We start from the raw sequence: 17,447 nt of genomic DNA, 5'->3' as shown, positions 1-17,447 counted from the left end.
CCTATTGCCTAACTGCCCAATCATGACGTCTACCAATGATCTTCGCCGGTCGTTCCTCGACTACTTTGCAAGTGCCGAGCACCAAGCTGTGCCTAGCGCGCCGCTGGTGCCATATAACGACCCGACGCTGATGTTCGTGAATGCGGGCATGGTCCCGTTCAAGAACGTTTTCACCGGCTTGGAGACACCACCAGCTCGGCGCGCGACCTCGTCACAGAAATGTGTGCGAGCAGGGGGCAAGCACAACGATCTCGACAATGTCGGATACACCGCGCGCCACCACACCTTCTTCGAAATGCTCGGCAACTTCTCGTTCGGCGACTACTTCAAAGAAGAGGCGATCCTGCATGCCTGGACGCTGCTAACGAAAGAGTGGGGTATCGCGCCTGATAAGCTGACGGCGACTGTCTACCACACAGATGATGAGGCGTTTGACCTTTGGCGCAAGATTTCGGGTCTCCCTGAAGAACGCATCATCCGTATTTCAACCAACGACAATTTCTGGTCGATGGGAGACACTGGTCCGTGTGGTCCGTGTTCCGAGATTTTCTACGACCATGGCGATCAAATTGCTGGAGGGCCTCCGGGAAGTCCCGACGAGGATGGTGATCGCTTCGTCGAGATCTGGAACCTCGTTTTCATGCAGTATGATCAGGGAGCGGACGGTGAGCGAAAGGACTTGCCCAAGCCATCGATCGACACAGGTATGGGGCTCGAGCGGATCGCAGCTGTGCTCCAAGGAGTGCACGACAACTACGACACCGATACCTTCAAATCGCTGATCGCTGCGTCGGAGAACCTGACAAACGTTTCTGCTGACGGCGAACATGCTGCGAGTCACCGAGTGATCGCCGATCACCTGCGCTCCACCAGTTTCCTGATGGCCGATGGCGTGCTGCCGTCAAACGAAGGTCGTGGATACGTTCTCCGACGCATCATGCGTCGCGCAATGCGTCACGCACACCTGCTCGGGGCAGGAGAGCCGCTGATGCATCGACTGGTTGGCAACCTCGTCACTGAAATGGGCCAGGCTTACCCTGAGCTTGTTCGAGGTCAGGCGCTGATTGAAGAGGTGCTGCTGCGCGAGGAGACGCAATTCCGCAAGACTCTGGATAAGGGCTTGAAGCTGCTCGACGAAGCGACCGGCGATATGAACGAAGGCGGTGAGCTTGACGGCGAAACGGCTTTCAAACTCTACGATACATATGGCTTCCCATACGATTTGACCGAGGATGCGCTGCGTGCGCGCGGCATCGGCGTAGACCGTGACGGCTTTGATTCCGCCATGGAACGCCAGAAGGCTGCCGCCCGCGCCGCGTGGAAGGGCTCTGGTGAAGCTGCATCGGGCGAGGTGTGGTTCGACATTGCCGAACGCGAAGGCGCCAGCGAGTTTACGGGCTATGCCTCAACCTCGGGTGAGGGCGCAGTGGTTGCCATCGTGAATGGTGGCACGGAGGTGCAAAGCGCCAGCGCGGGTGATGAAGTCGTTATCCTGACCAACCAGACACCGTTTTATGGTGAAAGTGGCGGTCAGACTGGCGATACCGGTTCGATCAGCACGCCAAACGGGCTTTCGGCAGAGGTATCTGACACATCCAAGCCGCTTGGTCGTTTGCACGCGCATCATGCGATAATCAGCGCAGGTGAAATTGCGGTGGGCGATACCGTCCACCTTGATGTCGACGCGAGCCGCCGGACAAAAATACGATCCAACCACTCGGCGACACACCTGGTCCACGCGGCGCTTCGCAACCGTCTCGGCGGTCATGTGACGCAAAAGGGATCGCTTGTTGCCGAAGACCGCTTGCGCTTTGATTTCTCACAGCCCGGTCCACTTACGGCTGAAGATGTCGCTGCAATCGAGGCAGAGGTTAACGCTGAGATCCTCGCCAACGAGCCTGTCGAAACGCGGCTGATGAGCCCAGACGATGCAGTTGAAGCCGGAGCGCTCGCCTTGTTTGGCGAGAAGTACGGCGATGAAGTCCGCGTGCTTTCAATGGGCCGCAAAGGCGAAAACGCGCGCAATTACTCGGTTGAGTTGTGTGGTGGCACCCACGTTGAGGCGACGGGTGATATCGGTCTGTTCCGTATCATCTCGGAAAGCGCAGTGTCATCGGGTGTCCGCCGGATTGAGGCGCTGACGGGTGAGGCCGCACGCGAATGGCTGGTGGGCCGCGAGGAAGCCTTGAAGGCCGCGGCTGGAGCCATCCGCGCCACGCCCGAGGAAGTGCCGGGCCGCATTGCTGCATTGCTCGATGAGCGCAAGCGGCTCGAGAAAGAGCTAGCCGAAGCGCAAAAGGCGCTCGCCCTTGGTGGTGGCACTGGTAGCGATGCGAGTGGCGGCGATGAAGAGGTCGGGGGGTCAAATTCTCCGGTCAGGTGATCGAAGGGCTCAATCCCAAGGAGCTTCGTCCACTGCTGGATGAAGCCAAGACCCGCCTTGGTTCAGGTATTGCGGCTATTGTCGCTGTGAATGACGGCAAGGCCAGCATTGCAGCGGCGGTCACACAGGATTTGACTGATCGGTTTAGTTCAGTCGATCTAGTTCGTGCCGGTGTGGAAGCGCTTGGCGGGAAGGGCGGCGGTGGCCGTCCTGATATGGCGCAAGGCGGCGGACCGGACGGGACCAAAGGCGATGACGCAATTGCTGCGGTGAAAGCGGTGCTGGCAGGGTAAATGCTGCGGACTAGGCTTCGGACGTCGAAGTTCGGAGCTTAGGCTTCTGGTCCAGCCCCCCATCGCGCTCAAGCCGCTCGCGATATTCGTCCCGCTTCTCGTGGATCGAAGCGATCACTGGGCCCATAGCGACACCGATATCAACCAAGACGGCTTCAGAAAGTTGCAGTGAGCTTTCGAGATTTTCCGGCACAGCATGGCTGGCACCTGCGCGATAGAGAGATGCTGCATGATCCGTGTCGCGGGCGCGTGAGACGATTAGCAATTCGGGATGCTCATTGCGTAGCTTTGAAACCAGTCGCTGTGCCAAGATGGGTTCGTCCATGGTCAGGACTACGGCGGGTGCTTGCTCCACTCCTAGTCTCGACAGTGCGTCGCCACGCGCCGCATCGCCGAACGTCGCCCTGTATCCGTCACGTTTGGCACCGGAGATGAGGTCTGGGTCGGAGTCGAGCATCACATAAGGCTGTTCATGCTTGACCATCATATCCGCGATCAGGCGGCCAACGCGTCCTCCGCCGATAATGATGGTGCGTGCCTCATCCTGATCCTCTTCAGGCAATTCAGGCACGTCCTCTACCCGGCGCGCGATCACGCGGCCCAGCTTTGCGAGCAACGGAGTAACGGTGAGGCCAATGGCGGTGACGATCTGCCAGAACTGCGCCGTTTCGGTATCGATCACCAAAGCGCTTGTTGCGGCGGCGAGGACAATCAAGGTTGTTTCGCTTGGGCTGGCCATCAGCACGCCTGTCTCGGCAGCGGTGCTTCGCCGCGCGCCCATCAGGCGGAGCAATGTGCCCGTGACAATGGCTTTAAACACCAAGACCCCGACCACAGCGGCAGCAATGCTTCCAATGTCTTCCCAGATCGACATCAAATTGATGCTCATCCCGATGGTGATCAGGAAGACGCCGAGTGCGAGCCCCTTAAATGGGTCCATGATGCTTTCGACTTCGCCGTGATACTCGGTTTCCGCGATAAGCAGACCAGCGATCAGCGCACCGACGATCGGAGATAAGCCTGTCGCCGCGGTGGCGAGACTGGCGCCGATCACGACTAGCAAAGATGCCGCAAGAAACAGCTCCGGGCTTTTGGTGCGCGCGGCTTGCGAGAATAACGGGGGAAGGGCGTATCGTCCCAAGACAAGCAGGACTAGCACTACCAAACCGCCCTGCCACAGAGTGTCTGTAAGTCCGGTCATGCCTTCAGCCTGCGCGTAGGGAGACAACGCGCCAAGGATGAAGACTATCGGCACGATCATAATGTCTTCGAACAGCAGCATTGAGAGAGCTGCGCGTCCAACCGGCGAACGCGTGCCCGATATCGGCAGCACAATCGCTGTGGACGAGAAGGCGAGGGCGAAGCCGAGCGCGAGCGCTGCGGTCCACGTCATGCTGCCTGAGAGGCTGAAAAAGGCAGCTCCGGATGCGCCGATGATGAGCAGCTCGAGCGAACCAAGACCAAAGACGAGCTTCCTCAGCTGCCACAGCCGGTTGAAGGACAGCTCTAGTCCAATCGCAAACAGCAGCAGGATGATGCCGAAGTCGGCAAAGGGAGTTAACCGGTCGGGATCCGATATCGTCACATATTGAAGCCAATCGAACCGATCGACCAATGTGCCCAGGCCATAGGGACCGACGAGAACTCCAATCAGGATGAACCCGATGATCGGTGTGATGCGGAATCGAGCAAAGACCGGAATCACAATGCCAGCAGCGCCCAGAATAACGAGCGCGTCCTGCATTACCGGAGAGAGTTCGAGTTCGCCTGCCACCGTAGTCCAATCTAACCCGCTATTGGCCAGGTGTCATCGCTTTACGAAAAAGGGTGAGCCCTCACTATGACGGGCCACCCTCATTCTGAACATGAAATTTGTCGCTATGACTGAGCCAATTAGGCCCAGCTCTGCATTTCCGTTTCGAGATTGCGGACGATAGCCTCGAAGAATTGCTCGGTCGTAAGCCAGTTCTGGCCCGGACCGATCAGCAGCGCGAGGTCTTTGGTCATCTCGCCCTTTTCAACCGTTTCGATGCAGACGCGCTCGAGTGTTTCGGCGAAGCGCACCACGTCAGGCGTGTCATCGAACTTACCGCGATACATCAGGCCGCGCGTCCACGCGAAGATGGAAGCGATCGGGTTGGTCGAAGTCGCCTTGCCCTGTTGGTGCTGGCGATAGTGGCGGGTGACGGTGCCGTGCGCAGCTTCGGCTTCAACGGTCTTGCCGTCCGGTGTCATCAGAACCGAAGTCATCAGACCCAGTGAACCAAAGCCTTGCGCGACAGTGTCAGACTGAACGTCGCCGTCATAGTTCTTACAGGCCCAGACGAACTTGCCGTTCCACTTAAGCGCGGAGGCGACCATGTCGTCGATCAGGCGGTGTTCGTAGGTGATGCCGGCAGCTTCGAACTTGTCGGCAAACTCTGCGTCGAACACCTCCTGGAAAAGGTCTTTGAAGCGGCCATCATACTTTTTCATGATGGTGTTCTTGGTCGACAGGTATACCGGCCAACCACGGTCGAGGCCATAATTCATCGAAGCGCGAGCAAAATCGCGGATCGAATCGTCGAGGTTGTACATCGCCATTGCGACGCCTGAGCTCTGGAATTCGAACACGTCGAGATCAATTTTCTCGCCATCTTCGCCTTCGAAAACAAGGCGCAACTTACCAGCGCCTGGGATCAGTGTGTCGGTGGCGCGATACTGGTCGCCAAATGCGTGACGGCCAACCACGATGGGGTCCGTCCAGCCCGGAACCAGACGCGGCACGTTGTCGATCACGATTGGTTCGCGGAAAACAACGCCACCGAGGATGTTGCGGATCGTGCCGTTGGGCGAACGCCACATCTTCTTCAGGTCAAATTCTTCAACGCGCGCTTCATCAGGCGTGATGGTAGCGCATTTCACGCCAACACCATGCTCCTTGATCGCGTTGGCCGCATCGATAGTGATTTGGTCATCGGTTTCGTCACGCTTTTCGATCGAGAGATCGTAATATTTCAGGTCCACATCGAGATAAGGCAGGATCAGCCGCTCGCGGATCCATTGCCAGATGATCTTAGTCATCTCGTCGCCATCGAGCTCGACAACTGGGTTTTTGACCTGAATTTTTTGCATGAGAAGAGTCCCGCCTTCCTTGGTGCGTTCTTGCGCTCGGCTTCGGGGAGCCAAACGCGTCTTTGCTTTGTGATACAATCCCTGCCGCGCGCTTTAGCAGAGGCGGGGCTACGTGCAAGTCAACCGTTCCGAATGAGCGAGGCAATTGCAGCAATGCGGGTTGCGCGCCGCGCACAACAAAAAACCCGCCGGGGAGGCGGGTTTCTGATCCAGCAATGCCGGAGAACGATGGTGGGCGTACCAAGATTTGAACTTGGGACCCCTACGATGTCAACATAGTGCTCTACCCCTGAGCTATACGCCCGCACCATCGATTTACTCCGTGGACCGGAGTGGGAGCGGCCATCTAACGTGCGATCACTGATCGTGCAAGCGATTCGAGCCGACTTTTGAAGTTAGAGCGATGCTTCCTGCGCCTCTTCAAAAACGCGTTCAACTTCGAGGACAAGGTCGCGAAGGTGGAACGGCTTTGACAGCACTTTGGCATGTGGCTGTTCGCGGCTTGCCCGGAGTGAAACTGCAGCGAATCCGGTGATGAACATAACCTTTGTGCGCGGGCTAATCTCGGCGCAACGTTGTGCTAGCTCGATCCCGTCCATTTCAGGCATCACGATATCCGAGAGGAGGAGATCAAAATGCTCTTTCTCCAGCAGTGGAATCGCATCGGTGCCACGATCGACGGTGGCCACGTCATAACCCGCCTTGTTCAGCGCGCGCTCCAGATAGGTGCGCATAGCCTCTTCATCTTCGGCAAGAAGGATCTCGCGGAGCTTGAGAAGTTGTCATTCGGGCTATCTAGCACCATCGACTTAAGAAATCTTATCCATTGGCCATGTGCCCAGCTTTGAGACGCTGACTGGTCAAGCTGTGAATTTTGCGTCGCGCTGGGCACTTTTATCGCAATAATCTGTTTTGACTCAGAATGTGAAACGCGGCAGCAATTGGCTTAATGACTGGCAAGGATCCCAAATCAAACGAGAAACCGAGTTCCGGTCCGAAAAGCACGGCTAGTGTGCAAACGGAGTTGAAGCGCGTGTCCGGTGGCGCAATCCACGAAGCGACTGACGAACGGGCATTCCGTTGCATTTCACCGCATTCCTTGCCCATGCCGGTCCTGATTGCGGTTCCTCATGCAGGAAGAGCCTATCCAGACAGCGTTCTGACCCAGATGCGCGATGAAGAACTGTGCCGATTGCGATTAGAGGACCGATACGTCGACAAATTAGCGGTCGAAGTTGCTCGGCAGACGCGCACTGGATTGCTCGTGGCCAACGCCCCGCGCGCAATGCTCGATCTCAATCGCGCACATGATGACGTCGACTGGGAAATGGTAGCGAACGCACGCTTACGGTTGGCTAGAGGGGCGAAGCCGAGCAGGAGGGCCAAGAGCGGCCTTGGTCTCGTGCCGCGTAGACTGCCGGGTTTCGGTGAGATTTGGCGTCAACCACTCTCGGCGAGTGACTTGGACAGGCGGATTGAAGGAATACACCGCCCATACCACGAGTTTCTATCCGAAGAACTGCGCCGTATCCGTGACGAATGGGGCGTGGCGCTGCTGGTTGATTTACACTCTATGCCGCCGCTTCGAGCAACAGCAGGTGATGCGCGCGCGCCGGAGATAGTGCTGGGCGATCGGTTCGGAGCCTCTTGTCACGGTAGCCTGCTTTCACGCGCTTTCCGGTTTTTGGAAGAGCAAGGGTGCTCAAGCGCGCACAACCGGCCTTATGCGGGCGGATATGTCTTGGATCGGCATGCGGCGCCGTCGCGCGGCATTCATGCGATACAGGTTGAGGTTTGCCGCTCGTCCTACCTGGATGAAAAACTGGACCAGCCGTCTGAAGGGCTGCACACGCTATCTGGTGTCCTAGCCGGGTTGGTAAGAGAGCTTGGGGCACAAGCTGCACGCCTTGGCACAAGCACAGACTTTGCTCAGGCGGCTGAGTAGTTCGCAACAAGCCTCAGACTGTTAGAAAGAAAATGGCCGGAAGCGCTTGGTAGCGCCCCCGGCCATCACATTTTCTACGTGCCAAATCTTTAGCTCGCGGCAGGCGCATCGCCATCGGCAGGCTGCATTTGCGGAACCTTGCCTTGGATGGCCTGACGCTCAAAGATCTTACGCATCAGGTTGAGCGAGAACATGTGAGCGTGGATCAGCATCAGCATGCCGTTCTTGTTCAGCGCCTCAAGCTTGTCAGTCGGCAGTTCGCGCAGCTTGGCTTCATCAACCATCTGGAAGCCGCGATAGACGAACGGGGCATCAGGGGCTTCGCCACGGGTGATCGCAATCTCGCCGTCCATCAGGATGTCGAGCTTAGCCAGCTCTTCAACGAAAGCGCGGGTGCGCTGGCCAGACTCTTCGAATTTCTTACAGAATTCGAGGACGTTGTTGGTGTATTCGGTCGGCTGGCTATCAGCGAACAGCTCGTGGCCTTCTTTTTGCTTCTTCACAACGCCAGCGGTCGGATCGAAGCAGAGCGACATATCGTCTGAGTCCGGCTGAAGCTTGGCAAGGATGAAGGGGTAGCGGCGGATGTAGGCCGGAATATACACGTCCGGAACCATCTTGCCGTCTTCGCCGATGAAGGTGTTCACACCATCGTTCAGGCCAAACAGAGCAATCGGCAGCGGGTTTTCACCAGCGGTGAAAACGATCGGATAGTCGCGCTGTGCGTCGATGAATTCATCAACTGTCAGCGGAATGGCGTGGGTTTCTGCCAGGAAGGAGGCATCGTCAAAACCACCGACTTTCCAGTCGCCGTGATCACGGCTGTTGAGAGGAAGCAGGTCTTTGTAAAACAGCGGAAGTTGTGGCTGCGGCGCGGTGGCCATTGTTCGTCTCCGATAAAGAGGTCTGGAAATTGTTCTCGGTGTTGTGATGTGCCCGTCCAGAACCCATCCAAAAACCGAACGCGCTGCGCCTTAGGCGGTCGCGCCGTATGGTGCAAGTCGTGCGCGCTATTCGCTCACATTGGGACGAGCTTGCCGGGGTTGAGGATGTTATCGGGATCCAGAGCAGATTTGACCGATCGCATCATGGCAAGGGCCACAGGATCGCTTAGCCGTTCCAGCTCGCCGATCTTCATTTGTCCAATGCCATGTTCAGCGCTGATCGAGCCCCCCCATTGTGTGACCAGGTCATAAACATGCGCGCTGATGCGTTTCCCTTCGCCTTCTTCCCACTCTCCGGGCACCGTGCCTTTGGGAGCGATGATATGGAAATGCACATTGCCATCACCCAAATGGCCAAAGGCGACACCGCGAGTACCTTCATACGCTTCTTCGATCGCGGGGATTGCAGCGAGGATGAACTCGGGCATCTTCTCTACGGGGACGGAAATGTCATGCTGCATGGCAGGCCCAAGCGCACGCTCTGCCGCGGAAATGGAATCACGAAGCAGCCAGAAATCTTCCGCCTGGCGTTCATTCGAAGCGATAACAGCATCGTTGAGAAGGCCGCTTTCCATCGCTCCAGCCAATGCGGTTTCCAGTTCTTCACGAAGCGTTTCGTCCGACCCGGAGACGGAGGCACATTCGATCAACGCATTCCAACTTGGGGTGCTTGTCAGTGGAGCTCGCGCGTCGGGCAAGTGAGACAGGACATTCTCGAGGCAGTGATCGGGTATGACCTCGAAGCCTTCCAGGGTGTCACCCATAAGTCTCTGCATATGTTGTAGAAGTGCGCGTGCTTCAACGATGCTCGAAACGCCAGTCCACGCTGTTGCTCGCGCGGTTGGGTAGGGGAGCAATCGCAGATTGACTGCTGTCACAATGCCGAGAGTGCCTTCCGACCCAATTAGGAGCTGTTTCAGGTCAAAGCCGCGATTATCCTTCTTAAGCGCGGTCAGACCATTGAAGACGGTGCCATCGGCCAGAACCGCCTCGATCCCCAAGATCTGCGCGCGCATGGTTCCATGGCGCAGAACCTGCGTGCCCCCAGCATTGGTAGATACCAGCCCGCCCATCGTCGCAGAGCCCTTGCCGCCCAACGTCAAGGGGAATCGCATTTTTGCTGCTTCTGCCGCGTCATGAAAGGTCTGAAGGATGACACCGGCTTCGCAGACAGCTTGGCCAGCCGAAGCATCCAGCGAACGAATACCGTTCATGCGGCGCAGGGAAAGAAGAAGAGCGTCACCTTCGTCATCTGGCGTAGCACCGCCAACCATGCCGCTATTGCCCCCTTGGGGTACAATTTTGATCTTTTGCTCCGCACACAGCCTCACCAGTGCAGCAACCTCATCCGTTGATCCGGGGGAAGCGAGTGCAAAAGCCTTCCCGGTGTAACGGCCGCGCCAATCAGTCAGCCAAGGCTCCAAAACCTCGTCGTCGGTCTGCAGTCCCTTGGATCCAAGCAAATCGCTTGCCGCATCCATAAAGGCATCTTTGATGGTCGAAGTGATCGTCATTGTTGCGCCTATGCCACAGGATTTGGTGAAAGCACCATCCCTTGTGACCCACTTGCCACGAAGGTTAAGGCAGCGTTCAATCGATTAGGCTACGACGCCGACACCCGATGTCGCGGTGGAAGCAAACGGCAGCGGTAGGTTTCGAATTGGAGGAGGCTTCCGAGCTAAACAGCAATGGCAAGCTTGTACGCTCTTGCAGCGCCTGTAGCGCTTTTACTGCCTGTATTGGGTCAAAGCGCCTCGATGCCTTCGGCTGGTTTAGGGGCGGCGGCTGCGCTAAAAGTTTCTGCCAGCGAATCCGTTTCCGAAACTGCCGGGCCAGTTTGCAGCAAAGATCAGGACGTCACACAGCCGGTCAGCGATGGGCCGAACCCTCTCAACGCAATCCGTGAACGTCAGACCGTGAACCAAATCCGCGTGGAGCAACGCGTGATTATCCGCATCTCCCCTCGTCGGACTAACAACAGCAACAGTCTGTTTGCCACTCTCCCGCGCCGATCCCTCAACGCGCGATATGAAGAGAAGAAGATGGAAAAGTGCATCCCTGTTTCGGGAATTGCTGCTGTTCAGACAGGAAGCGGAAACCAGTTGCTTCTGTTCCTGCGCGACCGCCGGATCGTAAAGATCAACCTCGAAAAGGCCTGCCGTGCACGCGATTTCTATTCTGGCTTTTATGTCGAGCGCAGCAAAGACGGAAAGCTCTGCGTAGATCGAGACAAACTGCAATCGCGCACTGGCGCCAATTGCGAAGTTGATCGGATGCGTCAGCTGGTAGCCGTCAGCAAATAATTGACACCTAAAATCTGCGAGGGCGGCCCGCTTCCCCAAACATTGACTTTTCGGGCGTTTTTGCCCAGACGCGCAGCCTGTTTTCGGGGCTAATTGGCGCCGCATCCATCTCGGCGCTCGCGTCATCTAATATCCGGACATATTCAACCTTATGACTTTTGCCGATCTCGGCCTTTCTCCTGAATTGCTCAAAGCCGTCGATGATGCTGGCTACACCGAGCCCACTGCCATCCAGGCGGAGGCAATTCCTGCTGTCCTGATGATGAAGGATCTGATCGGGATCGCGCAGACCGGCACGGGCAAAACCGCAAGTTTTGTTTTGCCGATGATCGATGTGATGGCTGCAGGCCGCCGCCGAGCGCTGATGCCGCGTTCGCTGATCCTAGAGCCGACCCGCGAACTTGCGGCGCAGGTTGCCGAGAACTTTGAGAAGTACGGCAAGAACCATGATCTCAAAATGGCGCTGCTAATCGGCGGCGTGCAGATGGGAGACCAACTGAAGGCTCTCGACGAGGGTGTCGATGTCCTGATCGCAACCCCGGGTCGTCTGATGGACCTCTTTGAGCGGGGCAAGATCCTGCTTTCAGGCTGCGAATTGCTCGTGATCGATGAAGCGGACCGGATGCTCGACATGGGCTTCATCCCAGACATCGAGTTCATCTGCGACAAGCTGCCTGAAACGCGCCAAACCATGCTGTTTTCAGCGACAATGCCCGCTCCGATCGAGAAGCTGGCGAAAAAGTTCCTGAGCAATCCCAAGCGAATCGAAACGGCGCGTGCCGCCACCACAAACAAGGATATCACTGCGTTTAAGGTGCCTGTGCAATCGCGCCAGAAGCGCGAAACGCTGCGTTGGTTGCTTCAGAACGACCATGTCGAGACCGCGATTATCTTCGCTAACAAGAAGACTACGGTTCGAGAGCTCAACAAGAGCCTGCAGCGTCACGGTTTTGCCAGCGGCGAAATCCATGGCGATATGGATCAGAACTCGCGCCTTAAAGAGCTCGATCGGTTCAAGTCCGGCGATGTGAACATCCTTGTGGCTTCCGACGTTGCGGCTCGCGGGCTCGACATCAAGGGCGTCTCCCACGTCTTCAACTTTGATACGCCGTGGCATCCCGATGACTACGTCCACCGCATTGGCCGCACGGGCCGGGCAGGGGCCAAGGGGCGCGCTTTCACCTTTGTCGCCAAGGAAGATGCCGAAGCCATCGCCAACGTTGAGAAGCTGACCGGCAGTGCGATCAAGGTGTTTGGCAAGGAAGACGTTCGTGTCGAACTGGCCGCAGCGAGCGAAGAGGCCAAGGAAGAAAAGCCCAAGCGTACTCGCAGCCGAAACAAGCGCGAAGACGAAGGTGGCGAGACACCCAAGAAGCCCCGTCGTGAGAAGTCGTCTTCTGATGAAAAGCCTGCCCGCAAGGGGCGGAGCCGCAAGCGTGATGAAGACGATGAACCTGTGCCTGTAGGCGAATGGAATGGGCCAAAGCCTGGCTTTCTGGGCGTCGGCTTCAAGGACTGACGTTCACCACGCTGCCTTGAGAGACAATGTTTCCCAGCAAAACTGCACCTGAGAGATGGGCTGACGGACTGATCCATGCGGTCAGTCTGGTTGGTTTTGCGATCGTCAGCGCGTTCTTGCTTAACATGGCCGCGATGCGCGACGAACCTTGGGTCTTAAGCGCAACGATCATCTATGTGCTCGCCGCCTTTGCCTCGGTCGGCATTTCCTTCGCGTATCATTTGCTACCACGCCATGATCTGAGGCCAGTACTTCGCCGCTGGGACCATGCCGCGATTTACATCGTGATTGCCGGGACATTCAGTCCGCTGCTGGTCTTGTCAGACACGCGTAGTGCGTGGGTGCTGCTGACGATTATCTGGATTTGCGCACTGGTCGGCTTCGCCTTCAAAATCTTTGCGCCTCAGATCGACTCGCGCTGGTCGCTGGTGTCTTACCTTGGGCTGGGGTGGTTTGGCCTCGCTGCGCTGCCTGATTTCTGGACGCAACTCCCCAAGGGAACCAGCTACGCCTTGCTCGCGGGTGGAGTGCTCTATTCTATAGGAACGTGGTACTATCGCCAGAAAGAAAGACGGTATCGCTATCCCATCTGGCACGCATGGGGCACGCTGGGCGCGACGTCGTTCTTGACCGGAATTTGGGTTGCTTTGGCGGGGTAGGGACTAGCCCACCACGGTCACAAAGCTGTCAATCACGCGTTTTTCGCCCGCTTCTTCGAACTGGATGGTCAGCTTGTTGCCTTCCTGATCAATCACGCAGCCGGTGCCGAACTTGGCGTGGGTGACCATAGCGCCGATAGCGATGTCGCTGCGGGGCTTAGCGGCGAAGCTCGCGGCGCTGCGGCCCGGTTCTGCCAAGCGCGTCTGCTTGGTTTCGTACCCTGACGTCAGTGCGCGCCGCCATCCGGGACCACGCGCTTGCGAGCGATCGGGACGGCTCTTGGCGACATGGGCGAAGGGGTCTTCGCTCTCGCTCCAATTGGCCTGCCATAGGGATGCCCCGCCGGTAAGCGTTGTTTCCTGTTCGATATGTTCTTCTGGTAGCTCTTCGATAAAGCGCGATGGGATCGAGCTGGTCCACTGGCCATAGATGCGACGATTGGCGGCGTGGTAGATCATGCAGCGGCGGCGCGCTCGGGTGATGGCGACATAGGCGAGGCGGCGTTCTTCTTCGAGGCTCGCAAGTCCGCCTTCGTCCATCGCGCGCTGGCTGGGGAACACGCCTTCTTCCCACCCGACGCAGAAGACATGATCGAATTCGAGGCCTTTGGCCGCGTGGATCGTCATAATCGTGACGGTCTCTTCTTCGTCACCACGATCATTGTCCATGACGAGAGAAACATGTTCGAGGAAGTCGCCGAGTGTTTCATATTCCTCCATCGCGCGAGCCAGTTCGGAGAGGTTTTCCGCGCGGCCAGCGCTTTCGGGAGAGCGATCTGCCGAAAGCATGTCGTTGTAGCCGCTTTCATCAAGAACAAGGCGCAGCAGATCAGCAGGAGTGAGATTCTCCGCCGCTTCGCGCCATGCGAGGAACTGCCGCATCAAACCACCGATTGTGTTGGCGGCACGCTTGGGAAGTTCGTCGCTGTCGGCCAGTTCCAGCGATGCAGCGGCGAGGGGAAGCCCGACGCGCCGCGCATGCTGATGCATTTTCTCCAGTGTTTTCGCACCAAGCCCACGTTTGGGCTGATTGTAGATGCGCTCGAACGCCAGATCGTCTTGCGGCTGTGCAATCACTCTCAGATAGGCGAGGGCATCGCGGATTTCGGCGCGTTCGTAGAAGCGGAAACCGCCAATGATCCGATAGTTCACGCCGATCTGGATGAAGCGGTCTTCAAATTCGCGCGTCTGGTATTGAGCGCGCACGAGGATTGCGACCTGATCCAAAGGTGCGCCTTCGCCTTCGAGACGTTCGATTCCTTCGCCTACGCGGCGCGCTTCTTCTGGAGCGTCCCATACGCCGACAACTTTGACTTTGTCGCCGCCGTTGGCCTCGGTCCAAAGCGTCTTCTCGTGTCGCTGAGAATTGGCGCGGATCAGGCCCGACGCTGCGCCAAGGATATGCGGGGTGGAGCGGTAATTTTGTTCCAGCCTGATCACCGCCGCGCCGGGGAAATCCTTTTCAAACCGAAGGATATTGGCGACTTCTGCCCCTCGCCATGAATAGATCGACTGGTCATCATCGCCGACCACGCAGATGTTCTTGTGGGTCTGCGCAAGCAGGCGCAGCCAGAGATACTGCACAGCGTTTGTGTCCTGATACTCGTCGACCAGAACGTACTTCCAGCGTTGCTGATAGTCGGCAAGGACATCGTTATGCTTGCGAAAGATATTCAGGATGTGCAGCATCAGATCGCCGAAATCGCAGGCGTTTAGTGCTTTCAGGCGGTCCTGATAAAGCTGATAGAACTGCTTTCCTTTACCATTGGCGTAGGCTTCGTTCTCGGTCGCATCGAGGTCACCAGGGTTGAGGCCACGGTTTTTCCAACGATCAATTAGGCCGGCGAGCTGGCGAGGGGGCCATCGCTTCTCATCCTCGCCGCTTTCCACGATCAGTTGCTTGAGCAATCGAAGCTGGTCGTCCGTGTCGATAATGGTGTAATTGCTCTCTAGCCCCACCAGCTCGGCATGGCGGCGCAGCATCTTGGCGCAGATCGAGTGGAAAGTACCGAGCCATGGGATGCCTTCGCTGTCGACACCCAAATGCCCTGCGACTCTTTCGCGCATTTCGCGTGCGGCCTTGTTGGTGAAAGTGACGCAGAGGATCTGGCTCGGCCATGCGCGGCGGGTGGCCACCAGATGTGCGAGCCGAGCCGTCAGTGCTGCAGTCTTGCCTGTTCCAGCACCTGCCAGCATCAGCACCGGACCCTCAGTGGTCAGCACCGCCTCGCGCTGCGGCGGATTAAGTCGCGCAGCATAGGCTGGCACCTGGCCTTCCGGCGGGATGGCTGGAGTGTTGGGTCGGGCGGAATCGGTCATATCAAGAATGCGAACAAGTAGAGAACGTTCACGATGGCTGCAAGCCTGCAAGCGGTGCGGAGCAGACAGGTCTCATATCCAGAATTTCGGTTCGCCGCGCCTTTCTTTCGGCTTTCGCCAGTGTGTGTCTTTGGCGCGCTGCGCCGTCCGCAGGAGCCTATACGAGAGCGGCCTGCCTATCCATAAAGGGCGCGTCCAGATGAGGGGAAAACCATTTGGATGGGTCGCGTTCGTACACGCTTGGGAACCACACAAAGGAGAATCCCATGCGTTATAATTTCCCCATAAGAACATCAGCGATGATCGGCGCCTTTGGGCTCGCACTCGTACCAGTTTCTGGCATTGCCGCCCCTATGGTTCAGGAGGAGGCTGCGCCTTCGCCAGATGGATCGGAGCCGACGCCTGACCAGAAAGCGTCCATGGCTCAGTGGCCCGAAGACATGCGGCTGTCGTACTCTACGTGGCCTGAGGACACCAAAGCCTACTACTGGACTCTGAACGAAGCGCGGCAAAAGATGTTCTGGGGGCTCGCAGACCCTGACAAAGTTACCTTGAGCCGCATGACGCCTGAGGATCAGGAAAAGACCTGGACGCGGATTGAAGGCAGAACCGCACCGAAGGCCGAATAGCCCGAGTGACTCCGTAATCGGGCTAAGATGCCGGGCGGAGCAACGTGAGCTTTGCCTTGCCCACACGCCGCTCGGCATCGACTGCCAGTCCGTCGACTTTGACATCCTCTTTCGCGGAGGTTTCAACAGCCATCCACGTTGCGTCTCCAATCCAGCCCAGGCGCAGCAGGCGATCGAGCGCAACGGCGCCTGCTCCGGTCTGATAGGGGGATCCAGCAGCAGAAGATCGTACGGCTCTTGCGCAGCGCGCAGCTGCATAACTGAGCCGTTCTCAATCCTTGAGCGCTTTAGAGCGCCCAATGTCGACAGGTTCGTCTTGATTACATCAACCGCGCTTCGATCCTGCTCGACAAACAGGCAATGCGCGGCACCGCGGGAAAGCGCTTCAATCCCTAATGCACCCGATCCGGCGAACAGATCGGCGACGCGCAGGCCTTCAAACGTGCCCAGCCTGCTTGTGAGCATCGAGAACAGCGTTTCTCGCGTGCGATCGGCGGTGGGGCGGGTGGCATCGCCCTTGGGTGCAGTTAGCTTGCGACCACGCCACTCACCTGAGATGATCCTCATCGCTTGGCCTTTTTCAGACTGCTGACGAACCGGTCGAGATCGCCTTTCCGAATGCGTGCGGCCTGTCCACGCCCCAAATCGCCTAGTAGGAATGGCCCATAGGCTGTGCGGATTAGGCGGTTCACTTTGAGACCGAGATATTCAAGCACTCGGCGCACCTCACGGTTCTTGCCTTCTGTGATTGTCATCTCGATCCAGTTGTTCTTGCCCGAGCCGCCGTGCTCCAAATTGGCGTCAATGGAGCCATAGCGAATGCCGTCAATCTCAACTCCTTCGGCAAGCGCTTCAAGCTGCTCTTGGCGGACATCGCCGAATGCGCGCGCGCGGTAGGTGCGCGGAATGCCTGTGGCTGGCAGCTCCATCTGGCGTTTTAACCCGCCATCATTTGTAAGCAGCAATAGGCCTTCAGTGTTAAGGTCCAACCGACCGATTGGCATTAGGCGCGGAGTATCCTTGGGCAATGCGTTGGTGAGCGCAGCATAGATCGTGGCGCGGCCTGCTGGATCGCGTTCGGCAGTAATCAAGCCGGTGGGTTTGTGAAATGCGTAGAGCTGTGTGGGTTCTGGAGCCGCGACAGGCTTCCCGTCGACGCTGACACCCCTGAGGCTGGTTAGGAATGTTGCAGGCGTGGTGACCGGCTTGCCGTCGATGGTGATGCGGCCCGCTTCGATCATACGCTCGATCTCGCGGCGGCTGGCAACACCGGCGCGCGCGAGCAGCTTCGCGATCCGATCACCTTCAGGGCGGGGTTCTTGAGACATCCCGCGCGCCT

The 17,447-nt window shown here is 57.7% G+C and carries 12 protein-coding genes, 1 tRNA gene and 2 pseudogenes; 6 read left to right on the top strand and 9 right to left on the bottom strand.

The window, feature by feature from the left end:
* Positions 1–22: 22 nt before the first annotated feature.
* A pseudogene (gene alaS / locus AC0V6K_RS00875) lies at positions 23–2,676 on the top strand (alanine--tRNA ligase).
* A 10-nt stretch (positions 2,677–2,686) separates the two neighbouring features.
* Here alaS and AC0V6K_RS00870 read toward each other — a convergent pair.
* The 4 genes from AC0V6K_RS00870 to AC0V6K_RS00855 form a co-directional block, all read right to left on the bottom strand.
* Positions 2,687–4,450, bottom strand: coding sequence for a cation:proton antiporter domain-containing protein (locus AC0V6K_RS00870; RefSeq protein WP_472623854.1), 1,764 nt, complete (start codon positions 4,448–4,450; stop codon positions 2,687–2,689).
* 119 nt (positions 4,451–4,569) lie between these two features.
* Positions 4,570–5,790 carry an NADP-dependent isocitrate dehydrogenase gene (locus tag AC0V6K_RS00865; protein WP_472623852.1) on the bottom strand — a complete coding sequence of 407 codons (1,221 nt, stop codon included), beginning with the start codon at positions 5,788–5,790 and terminating at the stop codon, positions 4,570–4,572.
* 229 nt (positions 5,791–6,019) lie between these two features.
* A tRNA-Val gene (locus tag AC0V6K_RS00860) sits at positions 6,020–6,094 on the bottom strand.
* 91 nt (positions 6,095–6,185) lie between these two features.
* Positions 6,186–6,524, bottom strand: coding sequence for a response regulator (locus tag AC0V6K_RS00855; RefSeq protein ID WP_472623850.1), 339 nt, complete (start codon positions 6,522–6,524; stop codon positions 6,186–6,188).
* Positions 6,525–6,823: 299 nt separating this feature from the next.
* Here AC0V6K_RS00855 and AC0V6K_RS00850 point away from each other — a divergent pair, with 299 nt between their 5' ends.
* Positions 6,824–7,735, top strand: a complete 912-nt coding sequence (locus AC0V6K_RS00850) for an N-formylglutamate amidohydrolase (protein WP_472623848.1) — start codon at positions 6,824–6,826, stop codon at positions 7,733–7,735.
* 89 nt (positions 7,736–7,824) lie between these two features.
* On the opposite strand, the gene AC0V6K_RS00845 is transcribed toward AC0V6K_RS00850, so the two are convergent.
* Together AC0V6K_RS00845 and AC0V6K_RS00840 are read right to left on the bottom strand one after the other, a co-directional pair.
* Positions 7,825–8,619, bottom strand: coding sequence for a SapC family protein (locus AC0V6K_RS00845; RefSeq protein WP_472623846.1), 795 nt, complete (start codon positions 8,617–8,619; stop codon positions 7,825–7,827).
* 134 nt (positions 8,620–8,753) lie between these two features.
* Positions 8,754–10,193: an FAD-binding oxidoreductase gene (locus tag AC0V6K_RS00840; RefSeq protein ID WP_472623844.1), complete on the bottom strand. Its 1,440-nt coding sequence runs from the start codon at positions 10,191–10,193 to the stop codon at positions 8,754–8,756.
* 174 nt (positions 10,194–10,367) lie between these two features.
* Between AC0V6K_RS00840 and AC0V6K_RS00835 the strand changes: the two genes are divergently transcribed.
* From AC0V6K_RS00835 to trhA, 3 genes are all read left to right on the top strand, one after another.
* Positions 10,368–10,982, top strand: coding sequence for a hypothetical protein (locus AC0V6K_RS00835; RefSeq protein WP_486172527.1), 615 nt, complete (start codon positions 10,368–10,370; stop codon positions 10,980–10,982).
* Between the two features lie 151 nt (positions 10,983–11,133).
* Positions 11,134–12,501 (top strand): DEAD/DEAH box helicase, encoded by a 1,368-nt coding sequence (locus AC0V6K_RS00830; protein ID WP_472623840.1) that lies wholly within the window; start codon positions 11,134–11,136, stop codon positions 12,499–12,501.
* Between the two features lie 26 nt (positions 12,502–12,527).
* A complete protein-coding gene (gene trhA / locus AC0V6K_RS00825) occupies positions 12,528–13,160 on the top strand; it encodes a PAQR family membrane homeostasis protein TrhA (protein ID WP_472623838.1) in 633 nt (210 codons plus the stop codon).
* Positions 13,161–13,163: 3 nt separating this feature from the next.
* Here the strand turns inward: trhA and AC0V6K_RS00820 are convergent, their stop codons facing one another.
* Entirely contained in the window at positions 13,164–15,479 is a 2,316-nt protein-coding gene (locus AC0V6K_RS00820; RefSeq protein WP_472623836.1) for an ATP-dependent helicase, read from the bottom strand.
* A gap of 266 nt (positions 15,480–15,745) precedes the next feature.
* Here AC0V6K_RS00820 and AC0V6K_RS00815 point away from each other — a divergent pair, with 266 nt between their 5' ends.
* Positions 15,746–16,108: a hypothetical protein gene (locus AC0V6K_RS00815; RefSeq protein WP_472623834.1), complete on the top strand. Its 363-nt coding sequence runs from the start codon at positions 15,746–15,748 to the stop codon at positions 16,106–16,108.
* A 22-nt stretch (positions 16,109–16,130) separates the two neighbouring features.
* Here AC0V6K_RS00815 and rsmD read toward each other — a convergent pair.
* A pseudogene (gene rsmD, locus AC0V6K_RS00810) lies at positions 16,131–16,675 on the bottom strand (16S rRNA (guanine(966)-N(2))-methyltransferase RsmD).
* The gene (locus AC0V6K_RS00805; protein WP_472623832.1) at positions 16,672–17,436 is read right to left on the bottom strand and encodes a pseudouridine synthase; all 765 of its coding nucleotides are present in this window, start codon (positions 17,434–17,436) and stop codon (positions 16,672–16,674) included. Before AC0V6K_RS00805 ends, rsmD begins: the two are co-directional and overlap by 4 nt.
* Positions 17,437–17,447 lie beyond the last annotated feature (11 nt).

This window comes from Erythrobacter sp. S43, assembly GCF_057364955.1.
This window is presented reverse-complemented; position numbering and strand designations above follow the sequence as displayed.

Excerpts from the sequence above, each read along its gene's own strand:
- AC0V6K_RS00865 (WP_472623852.1), bottom strand. The coding sequence starts at position 5,790 with ATGCAAAAAATTCAGGTCAAAAACCCAGTTGTCGAGCTCGATGGCGAC.
- AC0V6K_RS00855 (WP_472623850.1), bottom strand. The coding sequence starts at position 6,524 with ATGCGCACCTATCTGGAGCGCGCGCTGAACAAGGCGGGTTATGACGTG.
- AC0V6K_RS00845 (WP_472623846.1), bottom strand. The coding sequence starts at position 8,619 with ATGGCCACCGCGCCGCAGCCACAACTTCCGCTGTTTTACAAAGACCTG.
- AC0V6K_RS00840 (WP_472623844.1), bottom strand. The coding sequence starts at position 10,193 with ATGACGATCACTTCGACCATCAAAGATGCCTTTATGGATGCGGCAAGC.
- AC0V6K_RS00835 (WP_486172527.1), top strand. The coding sequence starts at position 10,368 with ATGGCAAGCTTGTACGCTCTTGCAGCGCCTGTAGCGCTTTTACTGCCT.
- AC0V6K_RS00830 (WP_472623840.1), top strand. The coding sequence starts at position 11,134 with ATGACTTTTGCCGATCTCGGCCTTTCTCCTGAATTGCTCAAAGCCGTC.
- trhA (WP_472623838.1), top strand. The coding sequence starts at position 12,528 with ATGTTTCCCAGCAAAACTGCACCTGAGAGATGGGCTGACGGACTGATC.
- AC0V6K_RS00820 (WP_472623836.1), bottom strand. The coding sequence starts at position 15,479 with ATGACCGATTCCGCCCGACCCAACACTCCAGCCATCCCGCCGGAAGGC.
- AC0V6K_RS00815 (WP_472623834.1), top strand. The coding sequence starts at position 15,746 with ATGCGTTATAATTTCCCCATAAGAACATCAGCGATGATCGGCGCCTTT.
- AC0V6K_RS00805 (WP_472623832.1), bottom strand. The coding sequence starts at position 17,436 with ATGTCTCAAGAACCCCGCCCTGAAGGTGATCGGATCGCGAAGCTGCTC.